The sequence below is a fragment of the Pseudomonas sp. MWU13-2862 genome, assembly GCF_023242495.1.
GTDB classification, from domain to species: Bacteria; Pseudomonadota; Gammaproteobacteria; order Pseudomonadales; family Pseudomonadaceae; genus Aquipseudomonas; species Aquipseudomonas gingeri_D.
This window is the reverse complement of record NZ_JALMEZ010000013.1, coordinates 41,641-62,066: the sequence shown is the minus strand read 5'-3', so window position 1 is coordinate 62,066 and position 20,426 is coordinate 41,641. Positions and strand designations below refer to the sequence as shown.

Here is a 20,426-nt window from a genome sequence, read left to right as displayed (position 1 = left end):
AGGCCCACCGGCTCTCGCTCTCCGGCAGATTGCCCGCCTATAACAATACCCGTCGGCCAGGCTTCAACGGACCGACATGGGCCTGCAACATTCCAGGCGAATGCCTACCTGTCATATAGCTCGTGCACAGTTCGTTGCGCGCATACCCGCTTGCCAGGAGTCTTTTGACATGAGGCCAGAAATTGCTGTGTTGGATATACAGGGGCAGTATCGGGTTTACACGGAGTTCTATCGCGCAGATGCCGCAGAAAAGACCATCATCCTGGTCAACGGCTCGATGGCCACCACTGCGTCGTTTGCACAGACAGTGAAGAACCTGCACCCGCAATATAACGTCGTGTGCTACGACCAGCCCTACGCGGGCAAGTCCAAGGCCCACAACCGTCACGAGAAAATGCTGACCAAGGAAGTCGAAGGGCAGATCCTCCTGGAGTTGATCGACCACTTCGCCGCCGAGCACGTGATGTCCTTTTCCTGGGGCAGTGCGGCGACCCTGGTGGCCCTGGCGCATCAGCCACGGCGGATCGAAAAGGCGGTGATCAGTTCCTTCTCGCCGGTGCTCAGCGAACCGATGCGCGACTATCTGGAACGGGGCGTCGGCTACCTCAGCGCCTGCGACCGCGACCGCATGGGCCACCTGGTCAACAGCACCATCGGCAAGCATTTGCCGTCGCTGTTCAAGCGCTACAACTACCGGCATGTCAGCAGCCTGGCCGAGCATGAATACGAGCAGATGCACTTCCATATCGGCCATGTGCTCAACAGTGACCGGCTGTGCTACCTGACGGCAGCGAAACGAATCGAAGTACCGGTGCTGTTCATGAATGGCGAATGGGACGAATACACCTCGCCCAAGGATGCGCTGCAGTTTGGCCAGCATGTGCGCCACAGCCACTTCAGCACGATTCGCAGCACCGGGCACTTTCTCGACATGGAACACAAGTCCGCCTGCCGCGACAGCCGTCACGCGTTGCTGGAGTTCCTCAAGCCGACGCACCAGGAAAGTCGATCGCGGTACTACCGACATGTTCAGGAGCACCATGCACAGGCCATGTGAACGTGGGCTATCGCGGGGTTGCCCAGTTCTGGCGAACGAACGCAAATCCCTCGATGAACGCAAATCCCTTGTAGGAGCCTGGCTTGCCAGCGAAGAGGCCCGAGTGGCCAGCAGAAGTCTCGCAGGCAAGTCCAGCACCGACAGGAGCCACGCTCGATCCTGCTGAAGGGTATTGGCCTTCCCGGCACTACCGCCGACCCGACGCCCGCGTTAAAACACAGATTTCCAAAGAAAAACTTCAAATCCCCGGCCACATCTGGTACAAAGTCAGCCGTTCTATCTGCGGGTATAGTTTAGTGGCAAAACGAAAGCTTCCCAAGCTTTAGTTGAGGGTTCGATTCCCTCTACCCGCTCCAATCAAATCCAGTCCGACGTTGCTGAACAGCGCGACGAAGACAAAAGAAAACCGGCCCTGGAGGCCGGTTTTTTTATGGTCGGGATCGCGGTTGAGCGTCCAAAATAACGCCTCCCCCAGAAACGACAAAGGTGCCTGTCGGCGTCTCGTTCACAGACAGGTCGGCCTGTCATCACCCCTCTACCTGTCCGGCTCTACGATTGCTGGTTGCCCAGGATCCTCAGAGTCTCACAAGCCCCTTGCGGGAACGGAATGACTTTAAAACCTCCTCATACCCGCGCAACTGCCTGCTAATCCTTTTGGACGCATGACACGGCACGAACATCGAGAGGCAGGATCGCTTCAGCTTAATTCATACCCTCCTATTCCAGGACCGCCCCCCAACCCACCGCGTTCATTCAACATAGAAGCCATCGACCCCAAAGCCGCCGACCGCGCCTTGTCCCACTATCTGCCGCAAGACAATCCACCGAAACGATCTAGCATCATCGCAAGGTGGCGATGGGCGTAGTGCATCTGATTGAGCTGGCTCAACGGCAGGTGGATTCGCTGTTGGAAGAAGAACCGCCAGCTGCAGCGAACTGACGGGAACAGGCAGGCCACGAAAGGGGAGCTCAGCTCCCCTTTCCTTCATTTTCTCCATCCAAAGCTGAAACATGGTTGATAGCCATAGGCCATCTAACGATAATCCGGCCTCCCTACACTCACGCAAGGATATGCCGTGAAAAAATCCCTTCTGTTGGTCCCCCTGCTCGCCCTGCTGCTGCAAGGTTGTGGTGTAACCATGATGCCTTATGAGCCGAACTTCGCGAATGTCCAACAGCTCAAGCAGACCCCACCGCTGCAATCGATCAGCAATGCCGAGGTGAAAGCAGCCTCTGGCCAGGGCTCGCTGACGGTTCGGGCTAACCCGATTCGTTCGCCGAGTGGCAGCATCCCCCTGCACATTCAGCAAGCTATCAACGAAGAGCTGCGCAAAGCCGGCCTGCTGGATCCGCAAGCAGAGCGGCACTTGAATGTATTACTGGTCAAGAATGAGCTGACGGCAGGAGCCAGTACCGGTACAGGGCAGCTCTCTGCTCGCTTTACCTTGCTCAAGGGCACTGAGGTGGTCTATGACGCAACCAAGGACGTAAACCACGAGTGGAACAGCAACTTTATCGGAGCCATTGCGATTCCGAATGCCGCCAATGCCTACAATCCGATGGTGCGTGATTTGCTGAAAGCCTTGTACAGCGATCCGCAGTTCATTCAGGCCTTGAAGTAAGGCAAAAAAAAGGGCCGCTATTGCGGCCCTTGGTTTATCAGGCGCGTGGTACGCCGAAATTGAGTGCCGAGTATTTCAGGCTATTGCTCTCGACCATTTGCTTGAGCAGCGCATTGACCTGACGGCTGAAGGTGTCACTGATTGCCGCTTTTGGGGTATTGCCCATCAAAGGCACAAACCAGATCCCCATCCAGGTATTGATCGAGTCATGATTGCTCCCATTGCTGATTGCCACCCCTTGTTGGTCAATCGCTTCGAGACTCATGCTGTATTGGTCAGTGGCCATTGCCGGGATGATCATAAGGCTGAGGCCACTGATAAAACCCATGACCAGTTGGCCACCACCCGCCGGATGGTTGTACACCTTGAGGTGCAGGTTGTAATCACCAGGCTGCTTCTGGAACTCATCCAGCGTGACCCGCCCAAAGAGCCCGGAATCGTTCAGCACTTTCTGCAGTTCAGGCTTGAGCATATCGCGTGCTTGCGGAACTTCAACGGCTGAAGTGCTTTTTGGCACACCTTGGTAGAATTTGAAATCCACATAGACATTCGGCTTGTTCGAATAGCTGGACATCGACGGCATCTTCACAGGAGCCACTTCGTCCTTGGTAAAGCTGGCGCACCCACTCAATCCCAGTACCAGAGCCAACCCCAGAATTTTTCCAATTTGCATGACGACTTCCCTAATTGATGGCATAGCGCCTCCATGGCAGGAGCGCGAAGCGGATTCTAGAGAGTCGCCAATAATAACAAAAGGCCATACTCGAAAAAGCCGGCTAAAAATTGAAAACACGCCTCCGGCCTGGCCTTTACAAGGCCCGCTCCGCGTGGCCCTATAACGTATTTTGGCGCATAAGCATGGATATCGAGCTGGCTAAAACCTTCCTGGAAATCGTCAGATGCGGCAGTCTGATTGCCGCCGCGCAGCGATTGCATGTCACCCAGACGGCGATCACCGCACGCGTGCAAAAGCTGGAAAGCAGCCTCAACAGCAAGTTATTTGTGCGCAATAAAGCGGGGGCCAAACTGACCGCGGACGGGGAAGCCTTCGTTGTCTATGCCAACCAGTTGGTGCAAACCTGGGAGGCCGCAGTCAGGGATTTACCCCTGCCCGAAGGTTTCCATAAAATATTGCATATCGGTGGCGAAGTCAGTTTATGTAATCCGCTTATTCTGGATTGGGTGCGCGAGATCCAGAAATCAATACCGACCCATGCCATCAAAACCGAGATCAGGGACGGCTCAATGCTATTGCGGCAATTGGAGCTCGGCCTTTTAGATGCGGCCCTGGTTTATCAACCGGCCTACTGGCCCGACCTGCAGGTCGAGCAGATTCTCGAAGAGAAATTGATACTGGTCCGCCTGATCGCCAAGCCTGAACCTTATGTCTACATTGATTGGGGCGATGGTTTTCGGCAATCCCATGATGCGGCCCTGCCGGAGAAGGCAAAGGCGGCGCTTTCCTTCAACCTGGGGCCCGTAGCCCTGCAATATATTCTCGACAATGGTGGGGCCGGCTACTTCAGGACCCGCGTCGTGCAATCCTATATTGAAAGCGGCATTCTTGAGCGCGTCAGCTCAGCGCCAGAATTCAGCTACCCGACCTTCCTGGTCTACTCCCGTAGCCGATTATCAACCGAACTGCAGCTTGCCATAAAACTATTGAAAGACATTGTCACTCGGGATAGCGATTGGTCTCAACGCTGGGACCCACTGATCTGACTAATGCAGGTGCACGATCAGATCGCGGTGCAAGGCCGCGATCAAGTCCGTCTGTGTGATCACCCCAACAAACACGTCATCTTGCAGGACCGGAATACAGTGCAAACCCTGCTTTGATAATAACGGTATCAGCTCAACCATGTGGGCCGTTGTCGTGACACAGGTCACGGGGGCATGCATGATGTCTTTCAACAAGGTTTTTTTCTTGCCCCCAAATACGCCTGACAACCCGCGACTCCGACGGGTTACCGGGTGCTTGATAATATCCGTCAGGCTGATAATGCCGACAATATGTTTTTCTTCATTCAACACCGGCAAGGTTTTGATGTGGTGGTGCATCAGGATCCGCACCGCCTCTTTAATAGTGGTTTCCGGCGTCCCTGACAGCACGTCCCTCGACATGATATGGGAAGCTTGAATATCCCCCATGCTCCGTCCTAAAGCGTGCTTTTCAGTGGATCGAATAATACTTTCCAGATCCTCTCTCGTAACGTCAACAAATCCGTCAATATCCGCCAGGGCTGCGTCCAGGTCATCACTATTAAAACCTAGCCTCTCGAACGGCGGGATGTCCCTGGTGTGATTGATCTCCGCCGATGGATTGATATGGGCTTTAGGGTAACGGACCCCTGTCAGATTATTGAATACCAGCGCACACCCCAAGAGAACCCCGGCATTCAGCATCACGGGATAAAAAACCTCAATCCCCAAGGGTGCCAAATCGGTTTGAGACAAGACCACACAGAGCGCCACAGCCCCACCGGGAGGATGCAGACAACGCAGCATGCACATGCCGCCAATGGCCAATCCCACGGCGACACTGGCACTCAGGAACGAATGGCCGAGTAGCGGCACTGCTATCAGCGCAGCCAGCGTAGCGACAAAATAACTGCCGACGATAGACCAGGGCTGAGCCAGAGCGCCCGTAGAAACAGCGAACAATAAAACAGCCGATGCGCCGACGGGCCCTACAAGATGAAGCGTCAGTTCCAGCCCATAGAAGTATTGGCACACCAGGGCTGTCACAAGAACACTTGCACACGCCCCCACTGATGCGCGCAACCATTCTCTGGGCTTGGTATTCGAGGGTGCCGGATAAAAACCCGACAAAGCAGACTTGATCATTTTTCACACTGAATAAAAAAGGCTCATTAATATTAATGAGCCGGTGTACCGGGGGAGGCACGAAAAAGAGCATTCGTTGGAGTCAGGCCGATATTTTGGCAACGCTGGACGTGGCTGACAAACGCAAAATATTGCTATTTGAATTCATTTTTTCTGATATGAAACTCCATCCCTCATCTTTCCCACCACTTTTCGAGCGTACAGGCCCAGTCCCAGCGCTCGGCTACGAACAGGCGATTACGTTCTTACGATCTAAAGAGAAAGTTTTTTCTGAGGAGGGAGACTAGTGGGTCGAATGAGCCTTGACCCAATCACTCACCTTTTGCACTACTACGCTTTCGGCTCCGTTGTAACTGAGCATATCGGTAACTGTCTCGCTCAACCCCGTCGGAGGGTATATCGACGACTGACCATTCCCTCCAGAAAACAAGATCAGACTGGTTAGCGGGCGGTCAGGTGTAATCAGAACAAATCGTTCCGTTACCCCTGGCCGTGTAGGTAGGGTGTTTACGGTTTTAGTCGTCGCCGCCAATGCCGGAACGGAAACGCAGCTAATCAGCAGTATTCTGACAATCAATGAAACGGGTTGTACATGCCACAGGCCTGACATTTGCCTCCATCGCGGCAGCCTGAAAGAGCCTGGTCAACCCCGATCACGCCTTGCCACCTGAATCAGCCTTTACTTCCCGTCAGCCTGCTTCTTCAAGGCCGAGATCAACGAATTGTTCAGAGTGGCCAACGACCCGAACAGGGCCGACAACTCAGTATTCAGGGCGTTGACCTGCGCTGCCTTCTGATCCGGACTCATGCTCTTGTTCGCCTGAAGTCGCTGCAGTTCGGCCTGTTTCTGGGCGATCATCTTCTGAATCTGCTCGATCTGCTTGCGCAGTTGCTTGATCCCCGGCGGTTCCGAGGCCGCCGCCTGGGCCTGGGCGGCTTTGGACGCATCGACCCCGGCACCGGACAAATTGACCTTGACCCCTGTCGAGCTTTCAGCTTCGGTCTTGCCGTCTTTACCGGCATTGGCGGAATTCGCAGTACCGAGCGCAGACGATGCGGGAACGACAGTGGGGGTATTGATGGTAACGCTACTGATGGAAACCATGGCAGAAGCTCATTCAGGTTTAGGTTTCCTTGACATCGACCTGAAACCACCGAACTTTAGCGATTTTGTACAAACACAGATACAAATCACTACAATAGCCCTCGTCAGTGCGTCACCGCCCCCCGCTTGACCCCATACATCGCCTCATCCGCGTGCTTGAACAGTTGCTGTGCTTCTTCGCCATTTTCCGGATACAGCGCAATCCCGATACTCGCCACGATGATCAGGCCGCAATCCTCCCATAACACGGGCTCGCGCAGCAGGCTGCGGACCTTGTCGGCCACCCGGTTCGCGTGCTCCGGCAGTTGCAGATGCTCCAGCAGAATAACGAATTCGTCACCACCGATACGCGCCACGGTATCGGTATCCCGGACACATCGTTGCAGGCGCCGGGCCACTTCCTGCAGGAGCAGATCGCCCACCGCATGCCCAAAGCTGTCGTTGACCTGCTTGAATTTGTCCAGATCGACATAAAGCAACGCCAGTAGCGCCCCCTCGCTCCGCGCCCGGACCAATGCGCTCTTCAGGCGCTCGTGGAGGAAAGCCCGGTTGGGCAGATGAGTCAGTTGATCGTAGCGCGCCATGTACTCCAGGCGTGCATGCAATTGCTTGCGCTCGATAGCCGCCGCGACCTGGGCCGAAACGAATTGCAGCAGCTCCAGGTCGTGTTCGGTGTAGCGCTCGCCACCGCTGCTTTTTACCAACAACGCACCAATGGTGCCGTTCTGTGAATTCAACGGCACGCCCAGGCAAGAGGGTGCGCCTTCAATGTTCAGCAACAGGGGCTGGCCGCTGCGCACGATCTCGGCACAGTTACGGTCGACCGTGTGCGGTTGGCGGCGGTCGTCAATATGGTAGGGAAAACTCAGCTGATCGCGCTGCTGATCGTAAAGCGCCACGCAAAAGTTCTCCGCCGGCAGCCATTCGCCGATGATCTGGTGCACCCGCTGGAACAGCGCCAGCAGATCCTCGGTGGCGTGGGCGGCCTCGGAAATCGCGTAGAGCGCCGCCTGCCGGGACTCCGCCAGTTTGCGCTCGGTGATATCCCGGGCCACGGCGATACGCAACTGGTCGACCTCGGACCAGCGCGCCGACCACATGATATGCACCACCTGGCCATCTTTGCGCACATAGCGGTTTTCAAAATACGGTTTGGGCTGGCCGCCCATAATTTCGCTGGCGGCCATCAACGTGCGCTCGCGGTCTGCCGGCAGCACCAGGTTGATCATCGGCATACCGATCAGTTCACCCTGGGTGTAGCCGAAGATCCGCTCGCAGGCGGCGCTGACAAAAACGAATCGCCCTTCGATATCCACCGCGCACACGGCGTCCATCAACAGGTCGATAAAGCTGGCCAGCGGTGTGACAGTCTTGGATTCCATCAGAAAGAGATCGCCCAAAAAAGTAAGCGTCAGCATCTATCCATGGAAACACCGGCTTCCTGCCCTCCCCTTGCAGCAGATTCAAGCCTTGTTCGGCATCAATCCCGGCAACGCATGGACCAGCGCATTGATGGCGAAGCCGATAAACATCACGCCACATAAGCGGGTGATTATCAACTCGTGCCGCTGGTAAAACGTCCTGACCCGCCGGGCACCGACAACACCAATGAGGATAGCGTATGCCGCGACACCGCCAAGGAAACTGAGAAAAATCAGCCAAGGCAACATCGACCACTGCAACAGTTCGGCACGACTGGAAAGCAAGGCAGTAAAAGTTGCGACCGCCACCGGGTAGGCCTTGGGGTTGGTCAGGCCGAACAGGATGCCGTGTACGAAGGGTTGCCGCGCCGCGCCCTGGGGCGTCTCGGCACTGGCGCGCCGGGTGCGGATCGCCCGCAGGCCCAGCCAGAACAGGTAGAGACCGCTGAGTACACCAAGGATGTCGAACGCACTGCTGCCGATTTCCCGGGCGCCGACGATGGCCACCAGCGCCGTGCTGCACCAGATCACATCGCCCAACAAGTGCCCACAGAGAAACCCCGCCCCCGCCACCCGCCCGCGGGCCGCACCTATGCCGAAGACCGCCAGCACACCGGGCCCCGGGGTAATGCCGTAGATAAAGCCGGAGGCGAGCACAGCCATGAGCAACGAAGCAGTCATCGGCAATTCCTGGGCGCGGGGCGTATTGGACTGGAGTCTATCAACCCCGCCGATTCAGCGCATTGACTACCAACCGATCAACCCAACCCCATAGCCGCTGCTTGACCCGCCGCCATAGCGGCCGTGCCTTCCAGTCCTGCAGGCTGACCGGCTCGCTGAGGGCGAAATCGTAGAGGAAACTGGCCTCCACCGCCCGGGTCAACGACGGATCGAGGGCTTCGAGATTGGCCTCCAGGTTGAAGCGCAGGTTCCAGTGATCGAAATTGCACGAGCCAATGCTGACCCAGTCATCGATCAGCACCATTTTCAGATGCAGGAAGCACGGCTGGTACTCGAAAATCTGCACCCCGGCCCTGAGCAGGCGCGGATAATAACGATGGCCGGCATAGCGCACCGAGGGATGATCGGTACGCGGCCCGGTCAGCAGCAGCCGCACATCGATGCCTCGATTGGCGGCCCGGCGCAGGGAGCGGCGGACTTTCCAGGTCGGCAGGAAATACGGGGTCGCCAACCAGACGCGCTCCTGGCCGCTGTTCAGCGCCCGCACCAGAGAGCGCAGAATGTCCCGGTGCTGCCGGGCATCGGCGTAGGCTACCCGGCCCAGGCCCTGCCCGGCCGGTGGAACCCGCGGCAGGCGTGGCAGACCGAAAGGCGTTACGGGTTTCCAGGCCGCACGCTGGGCGTTGGCCAGCCACTGGCGGTCGAACAGCAGTTGCCAGTCAAGTACCAGGGGACCGCTGATCCGCACCATGACTTCGTGCCATTCGAAGCGCTCTTCGCCCGGGGTCCAGAATTCATCGGTAACACCGGTACCGCCAACCACCGCCAGGGACTGATCCACCAACAAGAGTTTGCGATGATCGCGGTAGAGGTTACGTACCCAACGGCGCCAGCTCAGACGATTGTAGAAACGCAACTCGACCCCGGCCTCGGTCAAGCGTCGACGCAGGCCAAGGGTAAACGCAAGGCTGCCGTAATCATCGAACAGGCAACGCACCCGCACGCCCCGTTCGGCCGCTTCGGCCAGCACCCGGACCATGGCCTCGGCACATGCACCGGCCTCCACCAGATAGAGCTCCAGCTCCACCTGCCGCTCGGCCCGGGCAATCGCCTCAAACATCCGTGGGAAAAAATTCGGGCCGTCGATCAACAGTTCGAAAGCGTTGTCGGCCCGCCAAGGGAAGATCGCCCCGGCCATATCAGCGCGCCGCGAAAATCAGTACCGCGCCCACCGGTACCGACAAACTGATGGCCGACAGACCGGCGGCCTTGCGTAATGTCGCCAGCCCCGGCAGCAGGTCGAAGTCTTCGGCATGCAGCACCAACGGCTCCAGGGTCACCACCTGGAAACGCCGGTCATCGAGTCGGGTCGCCAGCAGTTCGGCGTTGTAGCTGTGCTCCTTGCCGCGCAGCTTCACCACCAGCGGCAGGCGCAACTCCAGCTGCGCGCCAGGCGCCAGGTCGCTGATCGGCTGGACATTGATCTGCGCGACGATCCGCGCCTCGGGCCAGGTCTTGATCTCGAACAGGTCGCGACGCAAGCGCTCGTCACGCAGGGGAATGCCGGTGCTGACCGACTCCAGTTCCACTTCCAGGGTTGCCAGGCCCTGACCGTCGATCTTGCCGTGCAAGGTCAGGAAACGATGGACTTCGGAAATATCGGCGTTGTGGGTGCTGATGAACGACAGGCGTGAGGACTCATTGTCCAGGTACCAGTTGGCCTGTGCCGGCAGGGCGAGCACCCCGAGCAGGGCCAGAAATAGGCGGGACCGGTGCATGCAAGCTCCTGATTGAACGTAGGCACCACCTTACCCGCCACGGATAGAGGTGGCAAACCACGGATCAGGGCTCCAGCCGGCAGCCCTCACGCGGGCCAACCCAGACAGCACTGCTGCTGCGCCCTAGCCCCCGGGCGGTGACCCGGTGTTGCTGGGGATCATCATGGAAATCACTGACCGGAATCGACTGTTTGACGTACCCCAGGCAATAGTCCGCCGAATTGTTCATCACATAACGGCAGGAACAGTATTCCTTGGCGGTATAGGCGCTGATGATCCCCGGAAAGGCGTGCAAGGCCTGCCACTCATGCCAGGTCCAGGTGCCCAGGGCCACCAGCAACACCAACAACAGACTGACCAGCGGACGCCGGCGCACAAATCCCTTGGTACTCATGGCGCCACCGTCGGCGCGAACGCCGCCAGTGCTCGTTTGAGCAGTTCGTTGTGCCGGTAGCTGCCGTCGCGGTCATCGCCGTAGCGCACGATGACCAGGTCCGCGCTGGGGATCACGTACAACACCTGGCCCCAATGCCCGAGGGCGGCGAAGGTGTCCGGCGGCGCATCCGGCCAAGGCTTGGCGGCGCCCTTGATCGAACGATTGAGCCACCACTGGCCGCCGCCCACGGCTTCGTCCTGCCCTGGTTTGTAGCCGGCGAAGGGCCGCAGGTTGAAATTCACCCAGGCCCTGGGCAGCAGTTGCCGTTCCCCCCAGCGTCCCTCGCGCTCCATCAACAGGCCGATCCGCGCCAGATCCCTCGCCGTCATATAGACATAGGACGAGGCCACGAAAGTGCCGCTGGCATCGCGCTCCCAGACCGCGCTGCGAATACCCAGCGGGTCAAACAGAGCTGTCCAGGGATAGTTCGGGTAACGCTTGGCACCGACAATCCGGCGCAAGGCGGCGGACAGTACGTTGCTGTCGCCACTGGAATAACGGAAGGCCTGCCCCGGCCGGGCGAACTCACCATGGCCGGCGGTGTAGCCAGCCATATCGGTGTGCCCAAGGGTATAGAGCATCGCCACCACCGATGACTTCAGCGGCGCGTATTCGTAGTCCTCCTGCCAGTCGATACCGGAGGACCAGTTCATCAGGTGTTCCAGGGTCACATTGGGATGGGCGCGCATGGGTCGATAGAAGCGCGCCGCCGAATCATGCAGCTGGAACAGGCCTTGGCCATAGGCCACGCCAAGCACGGCGGCCATCACGCTTTTGCTGACGGACCAGGTGAGGTGCGGGGTGTTGACGCTGGTGGGACCGGCATAACGCTCATAGACGATCTGGCCATGGCGAATCACCAACAGCGCATCGCTGCGAATGCCTTTTCGCGTGTCATCGTCACGGGCGGGAAACGCGTAGGACTCCAGGGCTGCAACCGCCGGCCCGGACACCTGCGGCCCCAGGGACCAGTCTTCAGCCGGCCAGACCTCGGCACGCGCGGTGACGCAGAACGCCAACAACAAGGCAGGAAAAAAGGTCGAACCCTTGGACATGGAGCCCGCTCGCAGAAATAGCCTCGCGCCAGCTTAAGCGCGTTTGATGACAATCCGGGGCACGGATTCTCCGAGACCGAATATAAAACCTGTGGGAGCAGGGCTTGCCAGCGAAGCCTTTTGCGTTCTCAAGGACGCCTTCGCGGGCAAGCCCTGCTCCTACGGGTTTTGGGGAGTATTCAAGGTCTCGGCGCCTTGAGTGGCCCATCCCGGGACCCTGTCATATAAGCATCACCAAAGCTTCATGGCGATGACACCGGGGCTAAATAGCCTGACTTTGCACAACAAAGTCGACTGGCCGCACCCCTGGCCGGCAACCGGAGACTCGTAATGACCCAGATCGCCCGCATCAGCGACACCGGCAGTGAACGCCGCCTGCAAGCCGAACGCCTGTTGGGCGCCGCGGCATTGCAAGAAGCCCAGGCCTTGCGCTTCAACGTCTTCAGCGGCGAATTCAATGCCAAGCTCAAGGGCGCTGAACTGGGCCTGGACATGGATGATTATGATGTGCACTGCGCCCATATCGGCGTGCGCGACCTGAACAGCGGTCGCCTGGTGGCCACCACCCGCCTGCTCGACCACAAGGCCGCCAACACCCTGGGCCGTTACTACAGCGAAGAAGAATTCAGCCTCCACGGTCTGGGCCATCTGCAAGGGCCGATCCTGGAAATCGGCCGTACCTGCGTCGATCCGGCCTACCGCAATGGCGGTACCATCGCCGTGCTCTGGAGCGAACTGGCCGAAATCCTCAACGAAGGCGGCTACAGCTACCTGATGGGGTGCGCCAGCATCTCGATGCAGGACGGCGGAATCCAGGCCCAGGCGATCATGCAGCGCCTGCGCGAACGCTACCTGTGCAACGAGCACCTGCGCGCCGAACCGAAAAAGCCGCTGCCGTCACTGGATATTCCCGGCAACGTCATCGCCGAAATGCCTCCTTTGCTCAAGGCCTACATGCGCCTGGGCGCGAAGATCTGCGGCGAGCCGTGCTGGGACGAAGACTTCCAGGTAGCCGACGTATTTATCCTGCTCAAGCGCGACGACTTGTGCCCACGCTATGCGCGGCACTTCAAGGCGGCAGTCTGATGAGCCGCCTACGGGTATACGGCCGCATCGCACGGGTGCTGGTGGTGGTGGGGCTCGGCCTGAGCATGGCCAGCGTATTCGGGGTTTTCGAACGCCTGGGGGTCGCCAACTCCATGGTCCGGCGGCAACGCTGGTCACGCTTTTTCATGGCGCGCCTGAGCAATGCCCTGCCCTTTCGCGTAACCGTGCGCGGCGAACTGCCGAGCCGGCCGATGCTGTGGGTCAGCAACCACGTGTCCTGGACCGATATCGCCCTGCTCGGCGGCTTGGCCCCGATGTCCTTCCTGTCCAAGGCCGAAGTACGGACCTGGCCAGTGGCCGGGTGGTTGGCGGCGAAAGCCGGCAGCCTGTTCATCCGCCGTGGCTCGGGCGACAGCCAACTGATCCGCAAGCAGATGACCCGTCACCTGGAGCAGCAACACCCCTTGCTGATGTTTCCGGAGGGCACCACCACCGACGGTCGTTCGCTGCGCACCTTCCATGGTCGCCTGCTGTCGGCGGCGATTGATGCGGACGTGGCCTTGCAACCGGTGGCCATTCGTTATCTGCGCGACGGCAAGCCGGACCTGCTGGCCCCGTTCATTGGCGACGACGATCTGCTCTCGCACCTGATGCGCCTGTTTTCCAACGACCAGGGCGATGTGGAGATCCAGATTCTCGAACCGATCGCCTGCAACGGCCAGGAACGCGCGGCGCTGGCCTTCCAGGCGCAACAGGCGGTTCAGATGGCGTTGTTCGGTGAGGTGGCTGAAGTGAAACGTTCGGCACCGCGTCAGGCCGAAACCGAAACGGCTCGATCGGAAGCGGCATAAAACCGGCAAGCCAAGCTACAGGGGGTCGCGCTCACTCAGCGAGTGAGCGCGGGAAAACGCCAGCAGCTCGGGATAGAACAGTCGGAAGTCCTCGCTCAACGGCTCATACAACCCCTCCAATTCGCCCATCGCATGCAGCAGCGCCTCCGGCCGCGACAAACGCCGCGAAATCCCTCGCAACACCTGTCCCAGCACCTCGAAATCGCGGTAGGAACCCAGCCAGTCGTTCGCCACCATATAAGGCACGATCTCGGCCAGACGCCCCGGCAGATTCCTCTCACTTTCCAGCACGCGATAGACCTGGGCGGTAAAGCTGTCCAATTCGCCTTCGGCATAGAGCGCCCAATCCCGCGCCAGGCAGTGATCGAAGAACACATCCAGGGCGATCCCGGCATAGCGCCGCCGTGTCAGGGAAAACCGCGACAAGGACTGACCCACCAACGGGTGCCGATCGGTAAACACATCGATATGGCGATGCAGCTGAATCGCCGCTTCGATCGAGGGGGTGAACTGCCCTTGCACGCGACCCTTGACGAAATCGCCATAGAGGCTGCCGAGCAGTTGTTCCGGGCGCTGGCCGCCCAGATGCAGGTGTGCGAGATAATTCATGGTCGACAGCTTAGCACCTCGTCAGCCTATATCGTTATAACCCGATATAGCGAACCACACTGGGTTCAGATCAAAATCATATTGGTGTATCGCGAAATACCGATATATATTTCGCCCCATCGCGATATAACGTTTTACCCACCCCGAGCAACGACCATGCCCCTTGACCTCGACGAAATAATAAAAGCGCTGGCACACCCAGTACGCCGAGACATTCTCAGCTGGCTGAAAGACCCGAAAAACCAGTTCCCTGAACAGCACCACAACCATGAGTACGGCATCTGCGCCGGACAGATCGACCAGCGCTGCGGCCTGTCGCAGTCCACCGTGTCCGCGCACCTGGCGACCCTGCAACGCGCCGGGTTGATCAGCAGCCAGAAAGCCGGTCAATGGCACTTCTTCAAACGCAATGAGGAAACCATCCAGGAATTCCTCCGCATCATGAGCCAAGAGCTCTAAACAAGGACCGCACAAGATGCCCCTCTCGTTACTCATCCTGGCCCTCAGCGCTTTCGCCATCGGCACCACGGAGTTCGTCATCATGGGCCTGCTGCCCAATGTGGCGGCGGACCTCGGCGTGTCGATTCCCGGCGCCGGCTGGCTGGTGACCGGCTATGCCCTGGGCGTGGCGATCGGCGCACCGTTCATGGCCATGGCCACCGCACGGCTGCCGCGCAAGACAGCCCTGGTCGCGCTGATGGGGATCTTTATCGTCGGCAACCTGCTCTGTGCCATCGCCAGTGACTACAACGTGCTGATGTTCGCCCGGATCATCACCGCCCTGTGCCACGGTGCCTTCTTTGGTATCGGTTCGGTGGTGGCGGCCAACCTGGTGACCCCGGACAAGCGTGCCTCGGCGGTAGCCCTGATGTTCACCGGCCTGACCCTGGCCAACGTGCTCGGTGTACCGCTGGGCACCGCACTGGGCCAGGAGGCCGGCTGGCGCTCGACCTTCTGGGCGGTGACCGTGATCGGCGTGATCGCGCTGATCGGCCTGATCCGCTACCTGCCGGCCAAGCACGACGAGGAAAAACTCGACATGCGCGCCGAACTGGCCGCACTCAAGGGCGCCGGGCTCTGGCTCTCTCTGAGCATGACCGCACTGTTCTCCGCCGCCGTGTTCGCCCTGTTCACCTATATCGCGCCGCTGCTCGGCGAAGTCACCGGCGTCTCGCCACGGGGCGTGACCTGGACCCTGGTGCTGATGGGCCTGGGCCTGACCCTCGGCAACATCATCGGCGGCAAGCTGGCGGACAAGAACCTCGCCGCGACGCTGATCGGCGTGTTCATCGCCATGGCCGTACTGGCCATCGCGCTGACCTGGAGCAGCCTGGTGCTGATCCCCGCCGAGATCACCCTGTTCCTCTGGGCCACGGCCTGCTTCGCCGCCGTGCCGGCCCTGCAGATCAACGTGGTGACCTACGGCCAGGCCGCCCCCAACCTGGTCTCGACCCTGAACATCGGCGCCTTCAACGTCGGCAATGCCCTCGGGGCCTGGATCGGCGGCAGCGTCATCGCCAACGGCTTCGGCCTCACCAGCGTGCCCCTGGCCGCCGCGGCATTGGCGGTCCTGGCCCTGCTGGTGACCCTGATTACCTTTCGCCAGAGCGACAACGACGAACTGGCGCCTGCTACCCACTGAATTCCGCGACTAACTGATAACGAGGGTTGTACACATGGCAACTATTTTCGATCCGATCAAACTGGGCGACCTCGAACTGCCCAACCGCATCATCATGGCCCCGCTGACCCGCTGCCGCGCCGATGAAGGTCGCGTACCCAACGCCCTGATGGCCGAGTACTACGTACAGCGCGCCTCCGCCGGCCTGATCCTCAGCGAAGCCACCTCCGTGACCCCAATGGGCGTCGGCTACCCGGACACCCCGGGTATCTGGTCCAACGACCAGGTGCGTGGCTGGTCCAACGTGACCAAGGCTATCCACGCTGCCGGCGGGCGGATTTTCCTGCAACTGTGGCACGTGGGCCGGGTTTCCCATCCCTCGTACCTGAACGGCGAACTGCCGGTCGCACCGAGCGCCATCCAGCCCAAGGGCCATGTCAGCCTGGTGCGCCCACTGTCGGACTACCCGACCCCACGCGCCCTGGAAACCGCTGAAATCGCCGACATCGTCGACGCTTACCGGGTCGGCGCGGAAAACGCCAAGGCCGCCGGTTTCGACGGTGTGGAAATCCACGGCGCCAACGGCTACCTGCTCGACCAGTTCCTGCAAAGCAGCACCAACCGGCGCACCGACAACTACGGCGGTTCCGTGGAAAACCGTGCGCGCCTGATGCTCGAAGTGACTGACGCCGTGATCGAAGTCTGGGGCGCAGGTCGTGTCGGCATGCACCTGGCGCCACGCGCCGATTCCCATGACATGGGCGATGAGAACCTTTCGCAGACCTTCACCTACGTCGCTCGTGAACTGGGCAAGCGCGGTATCGCGTTTATCTGCTCCCGCGAGAAAGAAGCCGGCGACAGCCTCGGCCCACAACTGAAGGCGGCGTTCGGCGGCCCTTACATCGCCAACGAACGTTTCACCAAGGACAGCGCCAACGCCTGGCTGGCCAGCGGCAAGGCCGATGCGGTGGCCTTCGGCGTGCCGTTCATTGCCAACCCGGACCTGCCAGCCCGTCTGAAGGCCGATGCGCCATTGAACCCGGCGCACCCGGAAACCTTCTACGGCAAAGGCCCGGTCGGCTATATCGACTACCCGACGCTGTAAGCGCGCGCGCCCACAAAGCTCGCCAGCAGCAAGCCCCGGCCCGAAAGTGCCGGGGCTTTTTTGTGGGCGGCGGGTAGGACAGTCGCCTGCAACTCGCCATATTCATTGAAGCAACTCACCCCAATACAGGAATAAGCCTACATACGACACTGCCCTTTACTCCGGGTATTTTCGGTAGCAAACCCCATACTTACCCAGCAGCCCGCCGGAATCGGCCAGGCGCGCAGTGTCATGGGATGACGCTGTCTCAAAAGACCTCATTAAAAGGAATTAATAAGATGACACCCCTCTTGCAGTCCATCAGCCTCGCCCTGTTCTGTGCCGTACTCTCGGGCCTGATTTCATTGGCCGCCTTCGCCACCGGCGCGGCTGACGGCGACACGTTCGGACCTGGCGCCGCAGAACCAGACCCGTCAACACCGGGCTTTTCCAAAATAGTCACGTCCATCGAGATCAGCAACGACTCCCCCGAGCCCCTCGAACTCCTGGGCACCGGCCTAGACCTGCACGGCGCGGCGCCGTCAAGTTTCAACATCGCCAGTGGCGAGCGCCGTGAACTGGTACTGGACGGGCCGCGGGCCTGGTTTATCTATGGCGCCGGGCCGCGCAAGTGCCGATTCGTTGCCCAACATACCCTGGAAGAACGCTTCGCCCACACCCAGCGCCCCAACTACCTGCCCATCTGGATCAGGAAAGCCGAGTCCATCGGTGAGCGCCAGGCTTCCTGCAAGGCGCGCCTGAGCAAAACCCTCAAGGCGCCCCCCTACAGCTACAACGTCAAGTTCAGCATGAGTTGAGTTGTATCGAGTATTGAACAATCGCGGTGGTCAACACCGGGTCAAGACGGAGCCTGCGGGGAAAAACACCGGGCCTTGTCGCCGCCGGCCCCTCCCCCAGGCCACCGCCAGCCCGCAGAGAGCCAGCATCACCATGCCGTTGAGCGCCAGCTCAGCAATTTGTGCAACAAATCGGCACATTCATTCACAGAGTCGCAACACTTTCGCTACAAAATACGTAGCTTACTAACTACCAAGATAAAGCTGTCGGGTAGATAATGGTCAGCTGATATCTGTCGATATGACGCATCAACTTTGCTCGCGTCCGACTCTGATACAACTAGAATCAATTACGCATTTTGACTTAATTGCGCAGGCCCGGGCTCAAGCGCAGCATGTCCAGCCCGGTGTCGACCAGACGCTCCGCTTCCGTCTGCAGTTCAAAGCTGTCGGAGACCAACAGCCATTGAGCAATGATCCCATGGATGTAAGCGTGTATGGCAATGGCCGCACGGGCCGGGTCGAGTTGCTCGGGCAATTGTCCGCGGGCAATGGCGTTACGCAAGGTCAGGCCGATCTTCAGATTGCAGTCCACACTGGCGGCCTGGCGCTGACGGCGCAGGTCACACATTTCATCGGTGAACTCGCACTTATGAAACAGAATTTCGTTGATTCGCCGGGTCTGGGGGTCCAGCGCAACCTGACGAAGCACATGGATCAACAACGTGCGCATGCAGCCCAGCGGATCGACTTCCTCTTCACTCTCGCTCGCCCGGGCCAACGCATCCAGCGGCTCGTGGAGGCTGTCGAGCATCGCCTGCACCAACTCGGCCTTGTTGCTGAAATGCCAATAGATCGCACCCCGGGTCACGCCCGCCAGGGTCGCGATGTCGGCCAGGGTCGTGCGCGCCACACCACGCTCATAGAAGGCCTTTTCGGCAGCTTCGAGTATCTGTCTCCGGGTCTCCTGAGCTTCCTCTTTGGTGCGACGGACCATGGCAGTAAAACCTCAATCAGGGTGCCACGGAGCAACGCCGGGCGTAATCGGAACTTAATGGCGGGAGGCGATTCTTGTGCCTTTTCCCGGGCTAAATTACATGCTTTGTAACTATTTCTGCGCAAAGCGCAAGTATTTACAAACAACCATGAATGTAAGTATATTCATTAGCAACCTATTTATCCACCCGGATCACCTTTCTTACCCTTCCACTTTTCTTGTGCGCATCGTGCGCGCCTGACCCGAGGATCTTCATGCAACTCAAGCCAGCTGTTACCGCTCTGGTCACTGCCGTCGCCCTGGCATCGCTGCTCAGCGGATGTAAAGAGGAAAAGGCGGCTGCGCCAGCTCCCGCCGCGCCTCAGGTCGGCGTCGTCACCCTGCAAGCCCAACCGTTTACCCTGACTTCCGACCTGCCCGGCCGGACCACGGCGTACCGCATCGCGGAAGTTCGCCCACAGGTCAATGGCATCATTCTCAAGCGTCTGTTCAAGGAAGGCGGCGATGTCAAAGCCGGCCAGCAGTTGTACCAGATCGACCCATCGGTCTATGAAGCGACCTTGAAAAGCGCCGAAGCGAACCTGCAATCGACCAAGTCGATTTCCGATCGCTACAAGCAACTGGTGAATGAGCAAGCCGTCAGCCGTCAGGAGTACGACACCGCCGTCGCCAACCGCCTGCAATCGGAAGCGGCCCTGCAAAGCGCCCAGATCAACGTGCGTTACACCAAGGTCTACGCGCCGCTGTCCGGCCGTATCGGTCGTTCCTCGGTGACCGAAGGCGCGCTGGTCAGCAGTGGCCAGACCAACGCCATGGCAACGATCTCGCAGCTCGACCCGATCTACGTCGACGTGACGCAGTCCACCGCCGAACTGCTGCAACTGCGTCGCGAGCTGGAAAGCGGTCGCCTGCAGAAAGCCGGCGACAATGCCGCCTCGGTCAAGCTGACCCTGGAAGACGGCAGCCAGTACAAGCAGGACGGCAAGCTGGAGTTCTCGGAAGTCACCGTGGATGAAACCACCGGCTCCGTGACCCTGCGGGCGGTGTTCCCGAACCCGGATCACACCCTGCTGCCCGGCATGTTCGTGCATGCCCAATTGCAGGCCGGTGTGAACAGCGCCGCGATTCTCGCCCCGCAACAAGGCGTGACCCGCGACCTGAAAGGCACCCCGACCGCCCTGGTCGTCGGCCCGGACAACAAGGTCGAACTGCGTCAGCTCAAGGCCAGCCGTACCGTCGGCAACCAATGGCTGATCGAAGACGGCCTGAAAGCCGGCGATCGGGTGATCACCGAAGGTCTCCAATTCGTACGTCCTGGCGTTGAAGTCAAGGCCTCCGAAGCCACCAATGTGAAGGCAGCCAACCCGGCACCTGCCCCGGCCACAGATAAAGCCGCAGGCAGCAAAGGGGAGTAAACC

The 20,426-nt window shown here is 59.5% G+C and carries 21 protein-coding genes and 1 tRNA gene; 11 read left to right on the top strand and 11 right to left on the bottom strand.

All coding sequences use genetic code 11. The features are described 5' to 3' along the window. The first annotated feature begins 169 nt into the window (after window positions 1-169). From M5C56_RS22505 to M5C56_RS22495, 3 genes are all read left to right on the top strand, one after another. On the top strand, window positions 170-1,057 hold the full coding sequence (locus tag M5C56_RS22505) for an alpha/beta hydrolase (protein WP_103496357.1): 888 nt from the start codon (window positions 170-172) through the stop codon (window positions 1,055-1,057). 282 nt (window positions 1,058-1,339) lie between these two features. Continuing rightward, window positions 1,340-1,413, top strand: a tRNA-Gly gene (locus tag M5C56_RS22500). Window positions 1,414-2,133: 720 nt separating this feature from the next. Next, window positions 2,134-2,679 carry a hypothetical protein gene (locus M5C56_RS22495; RefSeq protein WP_103496356.1) on the top strand — a complete coding sequence of 182 codons (546 nt, stop codon included), beginning with the start codon at window positions 2,134-2,136 and terminating at the stop codon, window positions 2,677-2,679. Between the two features lie 37 nt (window positions 2,680-2,716). Here the strand turns inward: M5C56_RS22495 and M5C56_RS22490 are convergent, their stop codons facing one another. Continuing rightward, window positions 2,717-3,352 (bottom strand): hypothetical protein, encoded by a 636-nt coding sequence (locus M5C56_RS22490; RefSeq protein ID WP_103496355.1) that lies wholly within the window; start codon window positions 3,350-3,352, stop codon window positions 2,717-2,719. 185 nt (window positions 3,353-3,537) lie between these two features. Between M5C56_RS22490 and M5C56_RS22485 the strand changes: the two genes are divergently transcribed. Then, window positions 3,538-4,401 carry a LysR family transcriptional regulator gene (locus M5C56_RS22485; RefSeq protein ID WP_103496354.1) on the top strand — a complete coding sequence of 288 codons (864 nt, stop codon included), beginning with the start codon at window positions 3,538-3,540 and terminating at the stop codon, window positions 4,399-4,401. Here the strand turns inward: M5C56_RS22485 and M5C56_RS22480 are convergent, their stop codons facing one another. From M5C56_RS22480 to M5C56_RS22445, 8 genes are all read right to left on the bottom strand, one after another. Continuing rightward, window positions 4,402-5,526: an HPP family protein gene (locus tag M5C56_RS22480; RefSeq protein ID WP_103496353.1), complete on the bottom strand. Its 1,125-nt coding sequence runs from the start codon at window positions 5,524-5,526 to the stop codon at window positions 4,402-4,404. 679 nt (window positions 5,527-6,205) lie between these two features. After that, window positions 6,206-6,631, bottom strand: coding sequence for a hypothetical protein (locus M5C56_RS22475; RefSeq protein ID WP_103496352.1), 426 nt, complete (start codon window positions 6,629-6,631; stop codon window positions 6,206-6,208). Between the two features lie 104 nt (window positions 6,632-6,735). Beyond that, window positions 6,736-8,013 carry a GGDEF domain-containing protein gene (locus M5C56_RS22470; protein WP_103496371.1) on the bottom strand — a complete coding sequence of 426 codons (1,278 nt, stop codon included), beginning with the start codon at window positions 8,011-8,013 and terminating at the stop codon, window positions 6,736-6,738. Between the two features lie 81 nt (window positions 8,014-8,094). Continuing rightward, window positions 8,095-8,733, bottom strand: coding sequence for a LysE family translocator (locus M5C56_RS22465; protein ID WP_103496351.1), 639 nt, complete (start codon window positions 8,731-8,733; stop codon window positions 8,095-8,097). A gap of 40 nt (window positions 8,734-8,773) precedes the next feature. Further along, window positions 8,774-9,931, bottom strand: a complete 1,158-nt coding sequence (locus M5C56_RS22460) for a phosphatidylserine/phosphatidylglycerophosphate/cardiolipin synthase family protein (RefSeq protein ID WP_103496350.1) — start codon at window positions 9,929-9,931, stop codon at window positions 8,774-8,776. A 1-nt stretch (window position 9,932) separates the two neighbouring features. Further along, on the bottom strand, window positions 9,933-10,511 hold the full coding sequence (locus M5C56_RS22455; RefSeq protein ID WP_103496349.1) for a YceI family protein: 579 nt from the start codon (window positions 10,509-10,511) through the stop codon (window positions 9,933-9,935). A gap of 64 nt (window positions 10,512-10,575) precedes the next feature. Next, window positions 10,576-10,905 (bottom strand): amidase, encoded by a 330-nt coding sequence (locus M5C56_RS22450; protein WP_103496348.1) that lies wholly within the window; start codon window positions 10,903-10,905, stop codon window positions 10,576-10,578. Continuing rightward, window positions 10,902-12,002 carry a serine hydrolase gene (locus M5C56_RS22445; protein WP_103496347.1) on the bottom strand — a complete coding sequence of 367 codons (1,101 nt, stop codon included), beginning with the start codon at window positions 12,000-12,002 and terminating at the stop codon, window positions 10,902-10,904. The genes M5C56_RS22450 and M5C56_RS22445 overlap by 4 nt, the downstream gene beginning before the upstream one ends. A gap of 330 nt (window positions 12,003-12,332) precedes the next feature. On the opposite strand from M5C56_RS22445, the gene olsB reads away from it, so the two are divergent. Continuing rightward, window positions 12,333-13,088, top strand: coding sequence for an L-ornithine N(alpha)-acyltransferase (gene olsB / locus M5C56_RS22440; protein ID WP_103496346.1), 756 nt, complete (start codon window positions 12,333-12,335; stop codon window positions 13,086-13,088). Continuing rightward, entirely contained in the window at window positions 13,088-13,900 is an 813-nt protein-coding gene (locus M5C56_RS22435; RefSeq protein ID WP_103496345.1) for a lysophospholipid acyltransferase family protein, read from the top strand. The genes olsB and M5C56_RS22435 overlap by 1 nt, the downstream gene beginning before the upstream one ends. 15 nt (window positions 13,901-13,915) lie before the next feature. On the opposite strand, the gene M5C56_RS22430 is transcribed toward M5C56_RS22435, so the two are convergent. Next, window positions 13,916-14,509 carry an ACP phosphodiesterase gene (locus M5C56_RS22430; RefSeq protein ID WP_103496344.1) on the bottom strand — a complete coding sequence of 198 codons (594 nt, stop codon included), beginning with the start codon at window positions 14,507-14,509 and terminating at the stop codon, window positions 13,916-13,918. 156 nt (window positions 14,510-14,665) lie between these two features. Here M5C56_RS22430 and M5C56_RS22425 point away from each other — a divergent pair, with 156 nt between their 5' ends. The 4 genes from M5C56_RS22425 (at window position 14,666) to M5C56_RS22410 (ending at window position 18,032) form a co-directional block, all read left to right on the top strand. Continuing rightward, the gene (locus M5C56_RS22425) at window positions 14,666-14,968 is read left to right on the top strand and encodes a helix-turn-helix transcriptional regulator (RefSeq protein WP_100938725.1); all 303 of its coding nucleotides are present in this window, start codon (window positions 14,666-14,668) and stop codon (window positions 14,966-14,968) included. Between the two features lie 16 nt (window positions 14,969-14,984). After that, window positions 14,985-16,151: an MFS transporter gene (locus tag M5C56_RS22420; RefSeq protein ID WP_103496343.1), complete on the top strand. Its 1,167-nt coding sequence runs from the start codon at window positions 14,985-14,987 to the stop codon at window positions 16,149-16,151. 34 nt (window positions 16,152-16,185) lie between these two features. Beyond that, window positions 16,186-17,235: an alkene reductase gene (locus M5C56_RS22415; protein ID WP_103496342.1), complete on the top strand. Its 1,050-nt coding sequence runs from the start codon at window positions 16,186-16,188 to the stop codon at window positions 17,233-17,235. Between the two features lie 278 nt (window positions 17,236-17,513). Next, the gene (locus M5C56_RS22410; RefSeq protein ID WP_103496341.1) at window positions 17,514-18,032 is read left to right on the top strand and encodes a hypothetical protein; all 519 of its coding nucleotides are present in this window, start codon (window positions 17,514-17,516) and stop codon (window positions 18,030-18,032) included. Window positions 18,033-18,375: 343 nt separating this feature from the next. On the opposite strand, the gene M5C56_RS22405 is transcribed toward M5C56_RS22410, so the two are convergent. Next, a complete protein-coding gene (locus M5C56_RS22405) occupies window positions 18,376-19,008 on the bottom strand; it encodes a TetR family transcriptional regulator (protein WP_103496340.1) in 633 nt (210 codons plus the stop codon). 254 nt (window positions 19,009-19,262) lie between these two features. Here M5C56_RS22405 and emhA point away from each other — a divergent pair, with 254 nt between their 5' ends. Beyond that, window positions 19,263-20,423: an efflux RND transporter periplasmic adaptor subunit EmhA gene (gene emhA, locus M5C56_RS22400; RefSeq protein WP_103496339.1), complete on the top strand. Its 1,161-nt coding sequence runs from the start codon at window positions 19,263-19,265 to the stop codon at window positions 20,421-20,423. The last annotated feature ends 3 nt before the right edge of the window (window positions 20,424-20,426 follow it).